Source organism: Alicyclobacillus suci, from assembly GCF_017329615.1.
Lineage (GTDB): Bacteria > Bacillota > Bacilli > Alicyclobacillales > Alicyclobacillaceae > Alicyclobacillus > Alicyclobacillus suci.
This window is the reverse complement of the sequence record NZ_JAFMTW010000110.1, coordinates 1-2,099: the sequence shown is the minus strand read 5'-3', so window position 1 is coordinate 2,099 and position 2,099 is coordinate 1. Positions and strand designations below refer to the sequence as shown.

Below are 2,099 nucleotides of genomic sequence, written 5' to 3'. Positions count from 1 at the left end.
TCTACTGATTGCTGCACACTTTTAGTAGATTGCACTCGATGGCTTTTTCGTCAAGATTCAGCCTCCTGAAGAATTTACACCACTACTTGAGACTTTAACAATCCACCCGTGCTGTTGATCACAGAAAATATAGTTGTATACCGGAGATCCTTCAACCATGGACGTTTCCTACCTACGTTTACTACAGCACCCAAAATTAAAGTTGTATACTGTTTGGCGAAAAGAGCGTGGTATCTAATGACCGTGGGAAAACAAAGTTGTGGACTGAGAAATAGTGATCTGCTCTACAATATCATCACATGCAAATACTCATACAAATTTTGTTGCATGTTTATACCGAGACAAAACAGCTCCCTATTGCTCATTCGCCCCCGTTAGTTCAATATCGCTTCTTCCAACTGACCTATCATTAGCTGAAAATCGTAAAAGATAAACTAGTGAGTCACGCCGACAGGATACCACCTTAAATCGGTTGTTAGGTTAATGCCGCTCTTGTTCTTGGGATAACCATACTCATAGAGTTCATGTCCATTTTTTGAATATGCGATAGCATTAAGATCATTGGCGTTCAGCATCTGGTTCCATGAAAATACTGTGGGGTTCCCAATTTGTATCGGTTTTTTAACTCGGTCAGACATGGGCCCAGCTTCTATGTATGCTACGTTCTTACTGGTCGTTAGCACCACCAGCGTAGTCACTGCGATATTTGGGACGTGTGAATAACTCACCAGTGAAACTGTCCTAACTGTGTCTGAATTATCATTTGGAACAACAAATGTTGCTGGGTTTGTCCAAAAAAGTCCTCTTTTTTCAATCACCGCACTACGATATCCCTTTTGTGAATCGAATAGTTCTACTTCACCCCAACTGAAATGAAGTTTATTAATTAACTTGGAGCTTTCCCCTATACCAGGATTTGTTCGTGCGGCGGCTTCAGCAGAAAGGCGATAGCGTGTATGATATTTGCCCAGAAATCCAGCAAGCGCTACAAGTAATACCAGAACCCCTACAACTATGATACGGACGATACTTTTCCGACGATTCATATACACTCTCCCTCTTGGATAAGTATTCCACATCAGAAGGTGTAATCCTCGTAATTACAAACTCCCAGCGATAGAAGAGTCCTTTCCGAACTCAATAATTTTTATCATGGTCACTGCTGGCAAGATGACACCGTTCCAATTTAGCGATATATCCTCAGATTTATGAAATCCGCGTCCACTCCAAAAACTCAACACCTTATCGCTATAGCCATTCACCACATCTAATCTAATACGCTTACTTTTCTTTAATATGACGTATTCTTCGAATGCCATGTAAATCTGTTTTCCTAACCCTCTATTGGTATAATTTCTGTGTACCATAAGTAGTGACAGATAGGTTTCCACATCTATTTTGAAATCGATTATCCCTATGACTTTTTTGCTTCCCTTTTCAATTGCTTTGTAAGAGGAAAACCCTAAACTTTTCATTGATTCTAGTTCATCAATCACCCATTGTGGTGTAACCGCATCAGTATCCATGTGGTTTTTCAAAAAATTCGTGTTTGAATTGTACAATTCGACTACTGCATATATATCATCGTGATCAATGGGGTTTATATACAAGTCTTCTGATTCAAAAATCAAATTGTTCCTCCCCTAAACGAAGATTTCCTTAGCTCAACTGCCGTTAACCACATAACCAGTCGCCAAGGAAACTACACTGATTTACGCACTTGAGCATTTGGGGATTAACGGTAGTTCTGGAGTTCTCCTTCATATGCAATCGCCCAATGATATGGCTGAATTTCCTTTAGCGTTTTATAATTCAATTCGCCATTTTTGGTGAAGACTGCAGCCTTAACATTTTCTCCCCAATAGAGCAGCCTTTCTTGGCAAATCCCACATGGAGTCAACACCTTAAATCTTGAGTTTTCATCGTCACGAACCACACAAATAGAGTGGGTTACTTTATCATTAAATTTATGAGCTTCCAGGATTGCACCAGTCTCAATAGAGCGTTTTGCAGATTTATAAACTCCCGCAGGGCAAGGGTTCTGAGGGCATGAAAAAGGACTTCACCCCAACCTTCGAGAAAATTTCAAGTAACCCAAA

The 2,099-nt window shown here is 40.2% G+C and carries 2 protein-coding genes and 1 pseudogene; all 3 read right to left on the bottom strand.

Translation table 11 applies throughout. The features are described from left to right. Positions 1–434: 434 nt before the first annotated feature. On the bottom strand, positions 435–1,046 hold the full coding sequence (locus J3482_RS19920) for a hypothetical protein (protein WP_146823985.1): 612 nt from the start codon (positions 1,044–1,046) through the stop codon (positions 435–437). A gap of 54 nt (positions 1,047–1,100) precedes the next feature. Further along, complete coding sequence (locus J3482_RS19915) at positions 1,101–1,631, bottom strand: GNAT family N-acetyltransferase (RefSeq protein WP_146823984.1); 531 nt, start codon at positions 1,629–1,631, stop codon at positions 1,101–1,103. A gap of 104 nt (positions 1,632–1,735) precedes the next feature. After that, positions 1,736–2,005: pseudogene (locus J3482_RS21140) on the bottom strand (cytidine/deoxycytidylate deaminase family protein); the annotation flags it as partial. Positions 2,006–2,099: the final 94 nt, after the last annotated feature.